Raw genomic sequence first — 5,958 nt, 5'->3', positions numbered from 1 at the left:
CTCGCGGGGCCCAGCGGCGTTCGCTCAGTCGGCGACCCGGCCGAAATCCAGCTTGACCAGCTGGTCGGCGCGGTCGAAGTACCGGTCGTCATGGGTGATCACGATGACGGTCTTGCCGCGGCGCTTGAGGTCGGTCAGGATCTCGCCGTAGAAGACGTCGCGGAACCGCGGCTCCTGATCGGCGGCCCACTCGTCGAAGAGGTAGATCGGGCGGTCCTCCAGCAGCGCGGTGAGCAGCGCGAGCCGCTTGCGCTGCCCCTGCGAGAGCGCGATCGTGGAGAGCCTGCCGTCCCGCACCGTCACCTTGTGCGCGATCTGCAGCTGCTCCAGGTAGTGCCGCACCTCGTCGTCGATGCCGGGCCGGTCGAAGCCGAGATAGTCCTCGAACAGGTGGAAGTCGGTGAAGACCGCCGCCGAGTTCTGCCGGAACCACTCCACGTTCTCGTGGTCGATCTTCTCGCCGTTCAGCGCGATCGAGCCGGTGCGCGGCACGTACAGCCCGGTGATCAGCTTGGCCAGCGTGGACTTGCCGCTGCCGTTGCCGCCCACGATGAAGGTGATCTGCCCCGGCTCGAAGACCAGGTCGAGCGGGCCGAGCGCGAACCCGGTGGCCTCGGCCGCCTCCAGCACCGGCGCGCCCATCGGCACCGGGTGGTGGTCCCGGCCGCCGTGGTCGATCCGGCGGCGCCCGTTGACATCAGGGGCGGGCGAGCCCGGCCGCCCACCCGGGTGCGGCCCACCGGGATGCGCGCCGCGAGGGTGCCTGCCTCCCGGCGGCCTGCCACCGGGGTGCGCGCCGGGCCTGCCGCCCGGGTGCGGCGGCGGCGCGCCGGGGCCGTCCTCGAACGGCGCGGGCGGCTCACTGGCGTAGTGGTAGCCGACATTGCTCAGCTCCAGCCTGGCCGATTCCACCGGCGGGCGCTCGGTGTAGGGCAGCTGCTCCTCGTTGTGCAGCGTCGCCATGGACAGGTTCATGGTGCGGATCTTGGCCAGCGCCACGTCGCCGCGGACCAGGTCGGGCAGCCGGTGCATGAAGTTCTGCATCGGCATGGCCAGGAAGGTCGTCACCAGCACGTACCCGATCATGACGTCGCGCGGCAGGTCGAGCGCGACGGCGATGGCGAACAGGATCAGCGCCATGGTGCCGAGCTGCAGGAACTGCCCGAGCCCCTGCGCCACCGAGAACTTCTGCCCGGCATCCACGTTCTGGTCGCGCAGCTCGCGGGCCGAGCCGAGCAGGTGCCGGTCCATGAAGTCCCTGCGCCTGCCGCGGTGCAGCTTCAGCTCCTTGATTCCGAGCGTGACCGCCTGGAACGAGCTGAGCAGCCGGTCCTCGTTCTCCCGCGCCCGGTGGTAGATGGCGCGCACCCGGCGCAGGAAGAGCTCGACGCAGCAGATCCCGACCAGGGTGCCCGCCACGCTGAGCGCGAAGATCGGCCCGGACAGCACCGCGAGGAAGACGAAGCAGCCGACGATGGTCGCGACGTCGACGCAGATGGCCGGGATCGCCGTGACCGCCTGCGAGAGCGAGCGCACGTCCTCGGTGAGCGTCGCCAGCAGCCGGTGCGAGCCGAGCCGCTCCAGGTGCTCCAGCGGCGCGGAGACCACCCCGCCGCTGAGGTCGGCGCGGAGCCGGTAGATGGCCTCCTGCGCCAGCCGGATCAGCAGGACCTGGGAGACCAGGCCGCTCACCAGCAGGACGACCCCGGTGAGGACGAACCGCGTGAGCAGGTCGTCCGGGTGCGGACCCGGCGCCACCACCTTGTTGATGAGGGTGACGAGGTAGGTGTTGGCGGCGCCCGCCACCAGGCCCGCGGCGACGACGCCCGCGATCCGTACCCAGGAGATCGAGATGAGGAATCTGATGAGTTGCATGGTTACTGTGCTTTCACAAGTGCCGGCGGGTGCGCTTACCGGCGGATGATGTCGAAGATCATGCCTTCGAGCGTGACGCCGGGGGCGAAGGAGAACGCCACGCCGGTCGAGATGGGTGCGGTGGTATCGCTGTCGGCGATCATCCGCTGCAGCACGAAGATCAGGGAGACGCTGAGCATGTTGCCGTGCTCGGCGAGCACGTCCCAGCTCACGGCGGCGGTCTCGCTCGGCAGTCCGAGCGAGCGCGCCGACTCCTCGATGATCTTCGGGCCGCCCGGGTGGATCGCCCACAGCTCGACGTCGGACTTGCGCAGCCCGTTCTCGGCGAGCCGCCGGGTGATCACCGGGTCGACCCCGCGGTAGATGTAGTTCGGCAGGTCCTCGGCGAGCTCGCAGGTGATGCCGTTGTGGTTCACCCCGAGCACGATGCCGTCCTCGGCGTCGTCCAGCAGGTGGCTGAAGCTGTCCCGGATGACGACCCGGCCCGGCGCCAGCGGCTGGTGCACCTTGCTCGCCCCGATCACCACCGCGCCGCAGCCGTCGCCGAAGAGGCTGTGCGTGATGACGTCGTTGACGTCGTCGTCGAAGACGGCGTTCACCGAGCTGAGCTCGATGCAGATGAGCATGGCCTTGCGGTCCGGGTGCGCCCGGACGTAGTCGACCGCGGTGCGCATGCCGTTCATCGCGGCGGCGCAGCCCATGAAGTTGACCACCACCCGGCCGACCGCGGGCGAGAGCCCGAGCTGCTTCACCACCGCGACATCGACGCCGGGGGCGATGAATCCGGTGCTGGTGACGAAGACCAGCAGCCCGATGTCGGCCGGGTCGTCGATCCCGGCCAGCGCCCGCCCCGCGGTGTCGACGGCCAGCGGGACCGCGTGCTCGTGGAAGAGGTTCATCCGGTCCCGGATCGTGCCCGGCCTGCGGCTGTAGGCCAGGAACTCCGGGTCGAGCGGATCCACCGCGAGCCTGCGGGTGTCGATCCTGGTTTTCTTGTAGACCCGGCCGATGCGGGTGCGCTGCTCCGCGTCGCCGAAGAGCTCGGCGACCCGCTCGGCCGCGGCCGACTGGTCGAAGACCCGCAGCGGCGAGCCGGTCGCGATGCTCTCGATCACGCCGACCGTGGTCGGCGGCGCGGGCGGCAGCATCCGCGTGGCGATGTCGTGCCCGTGCTCCCCATCCGCCTGCAGGCGGGTTGTCCCCGGGCGATTGCCCTCGTCGATCGTTACAGACACGACCCTCTACCTTTCGAAATGATGTGTGACGGTGGATTCGGCTCAGACGGTGCCGATTCCGGTGAAGCCCTGGGCCGTGTAGACGACGCAGGTCTTCAGTGCCGACGGCGAGCAGTGCTCGCGCACGAACCCCCAGTTGCGTTCTTTCGCCTCGTCGGAGCGGGAGAGCAGATAGGTGCGGATCTGCTTCGGGAAGCGGTCGGTGAAGAAGCTCTTCGCGGGCAGCCACTCCACCCCGAACTTCGCCGCCTCCTCGCGGAGCACGTCCTCGGTCGCGATGTTCGCGAACCCGCTGCGCTGGTACGGCAGCACGTGGTGCACCCGGTGCGAGCTCAACCCGGCGGAGAGGAAGCAGTCGATGTAGCGGTTGCCGACCACCTTCAGGTCGTAGGCCTGCTCCAGCTGGTTGATGCCCCAGTCCTCGGTGTCGGTGTGCGTCTCCTCGGTGTCCAGCTCGAAGTCGTGGCTGGCCACCACCAGGAAGGTGCTGATCCACAGCGAGATGACGAACTGCAGGAACCAGGCCCAGAAGTCGCCCGCGAGGGTGAAGGCCACCAGCTCGGCGACGAGCAGGAAGCGGACGCCGAACGAGCCGATGAAGTGCGGCAGCGCGCCGCGCAGCGAGCCGTACATCTCCTTCGCGCCCACCTGGCGGGTGAGCCTGCAGACGTCCAGCAGTCGGATCGTCATGCCGGTCAGCGTGTGCCCGAGCTTGTGCAGCGTGTGCACCGGAATTCGGTAGAGCCGCGGCACCCGCATCATCATGGTGAAGACGTTCTTCTTGATGTCGACTTCGCTCTGCGTGTGCGGGTGGTGCAGCAGCGCGTGGCCGTCCGCGGTGACGAAGGCCAGCGCGACGTAGTTGAGGTCGAAGGCGTTCACCCAGACCTTGTTCATGCCCTTCTGCGCCCGGTGGATGGCGTAGTGCCCGAACCCGGCGAGCGAGCTGCGCAGCAGCACCATGGCGATCACGAAGACCGGCAGCGGCATCCAGCTCGGTTCGAAGAGCCGCAGCCCCTGCACCGCGAAGTAGGCCACCGCCAGCACCGCGACCACGATGTTGAAGACGGTGTCCATGCGCTTGATCCGGGCGGCGAGCTCGGGCTCGCGCAGCCGGGCCCGCACCCGGTGCAGCAGGTCGTCCTTGTTCCCGAAGCTGTACTTCGGGGTGTCGCGCCAGCTGTCGAAGCCCTCCTTGAAGAGGAAGTCCGGCGCGTTGTTCTTCGGGTGGATGTCCTCGGGCAGCGCGTCGCGGTCGAGCGCGTAGCGCTCCAGCATCCGCTCCACGGCCTGCGGGTTCTTGTGGTACGACCCGATGATCGAGGTGATGTCCCGGTTCTTCGTCCGGCCGATGAAGAACTCGCCGCCGGGGTGTTTGGAGATCCAGTCGCTCAGGTCGTAGGCCCGCCCGTTGTAGATCCACACGTTCGAGATCGGGGGCGGCCCGTCGGGCGGCGGGGGACGACGGAAGTCCTGCTCCTCCGTCGCGGGGCGGGTGTCGGTCATCGGTGTCCTTCGTGCTGTGTTCCGCGGTGTCCCGTGCCGTATCGCTCGGACCCGGGAATTGATTTCAGAGCCACCGGGGAGCGGCAGCGCGTGCCGCTCCGATCCGGCCCGGACTGGAAGGTTATCCCTGGTCACGGGGGCGCTCTCGGTGGTCATGCTCAGTATGGTGCGTCGCCCCGCCTACAGCGCACTGAACGATTCCTTAACCCCGAACCGGGTCGCGACGCGTTTGCCGGCGGCTCTATGCGAGATGACCGCGCACAGGGTAACGTTCCGGCCCGCAGCGGCTTCCGACCGTGGTTCGGCCATGGGTCGGCCACCGAGAATCACGGCCGACGGAGGGCTCTTCCTCCGCCGGAGGAGCCGCTGTACCCACCCCGGCAGCGCCTGCTGCCACTCCACCCCGGTCGTTTCGACCACGCACTCTCACGGGGGCAGACCATGAGTGACCCGACAATGTCCGAATCCACCGTCGCCCGGCGCGGCGCCCGCAGGCTCTCCCCGCTGCGCCTCGGCACCGCCGCCGTCGCGGCCTCGCTCTTCGCGGCGGTCATGACCGGTTGCGGCTCCGACGATTCGAGCACGAGCACCAGCACCGCGGCGACGGCCACCGGCGCGCTGCCCGATGCCGCGCAGATCGTGCAGGAATCCGCGCGCACCACCCAGACCCTGCAGGCCGTGCACCTGGAGCTGGCGGTCGAGAACATCCAGAACCTGCCGGTCGAGGAGGTCGACGCGGACGTCACCAACCAGCCGCAGGGCCAAGGCGCGGCCCAGGGCAGCGCCACCGTGCGGACCAAGCCGGACGCGCCGTTCATCGACGCCGAGTTCGTCGTGGTGGACAAGACCATGTGGGTCAAGCTGGAGGACGGCAAGTTCGCCGACCTCGGCCCCTCGGAGAAGGTCTACGATCCGGGCATCATCCTGGACAAGGACAAGGGCCTGGCGAATGTCATCGCCAAGGTGCAGAACCCGAAGGTCGAGGGGCGCGAGAGCGTCGAGGGCATCGCGGTCGTCAAGGTCAGCGGCACCATCGACTCCTCGGTCATCGACCCGATCGTGCCCAGGGTCGGCGAGGGCGGCGGGACCTTCCCGATCACGCTCTACATCGCCGACGTGGCGCCGCCGAGCACCTCGGCCGCGGCCAAGCCGTCCGAGGCGCCTTCCGAGGGCGAGGGGCCGAACCTGGTTCGCGCCGTCATCGAGAAGGGTGAGGGGACCATCAACGTCACCCTCTCCGACTGGGCCGAGCCGGTCACGGTGAGCAAGCCCGCGAACTGACAGCTACCGGCCAGTGCGGGCCGGAACCCCGGGCCGGGGGGCCCCCCGCCAACACCGGCGC

At 69.2% G+C, this 5,958-nt stretch carries 4 protein-coding genes; 1 reads left to right on the top strand and 3 read right to left on the bottom strand.

All coding sequences use genetic code 11. From position 1 onward, the window contains the following. Window positions 1–24: 24 nt before the first annotated feature. The 3 genes from ACFUUZ_RS31435 to ACFUUZ_RS31425 form a co-directional block, all read right to left on the bottom strand. Window positions 25–1,875 carry an ATP-binding cassette domain-containing protein gene (locus ACFUUZ_RS31435; protein WP_378702642.1) on the bottom strand — a complete coding sequence of 617 codons (1,851 nt, stop codon included), beginning with the start codon at window positions 1,873–1,875 and terminating at the stop codon, window positions 25–27. A gap of 35 nt (window positions 1,876–1,910) precedes the next feature. Further along, window positions 1,911–3,023, bottom strand: coding sequence for a type III polyketide synthase (locus tag ACFUUZ_RS31430; RefSeq protein WP_378702644.1), 1,113 nt, complete (start codon window positions 3,021–3,023; stop codon window positions 1,911–1,913). Window positions 3,024–3,152: 129 nt separating this feature from the next. Then, entirely contained in the window at window positions 3,153–4,616 is a 1,464-nt protein-coding gene (locus ACFUUZ_RS31425) for a fatty acid desaturase (protein ID WP_378702640.1), read from the bottom strand. Window positions 4,617–5,057: 441 nt separating this feature from the next. On the opposite strand from ACFUUZ_RS31425, the gene ACFUUZ_RS31420 reads away from it, so the two are divergent. After that, a complete protein-coding gene (locus tag ACFUUZ_RS31420; protein ID WP_378702638.1) occupies window positions 5,058–5,897 on the top strand; it encodes an LppX_LprAFG lipoprotein in 840 nt (279 codons plus the stop codon). Window positions 5,898–5,958: the final 61 nt, after the last annotated feature.

Source organism: Nocardia sp. NPDC057353, from assembly GCF_042667085.1.
GTDB lineage: Bacteria > Actinomycetota > Actinomycetes > Mycobacteriales > Mycobacteriaceae > Nocardia.
Note: the sequence above shows the minus strand (reverse complement) of the source record. Positions and strands in the feature narration are given on the sequence as shown.

What these genes read in the sequence shown, in the direction of transcription:
- ACFUUZ_RS31425 (WP_378702640.1), bottom strand. Translation starts at nt 4,616, where the DNA reads ATGACCGACACCCGCCCCGCGACGGAGGAGCAGGACTTCCGTCGTCCC.
- ACFUUZ_RS31435 (WP_378702642.1), bottom strand. Translation starts at nt 1,875, where the DNA reads ATGCAACTCATCAGATTCCTCATCTCGATCTCCTGGGTACGGATCGCG.
- ACFUUZ_RS31430 (WP_378702644.1), bottom strand. Translation starts at nt 3,023, where the DNA reads ATGCTGCCGCCCGCGCCGCCGACCACGGTCGGCGTGATCGAGAGCATC.
- ACFUUZ_RS31420 (WP_378702638.1), top strand. Translation starts at nt 5,058, where the DNA reads ATGAGTGACCCGACAATGTCCGAATCCACCGTCGCCCGGCGCGGCGCC.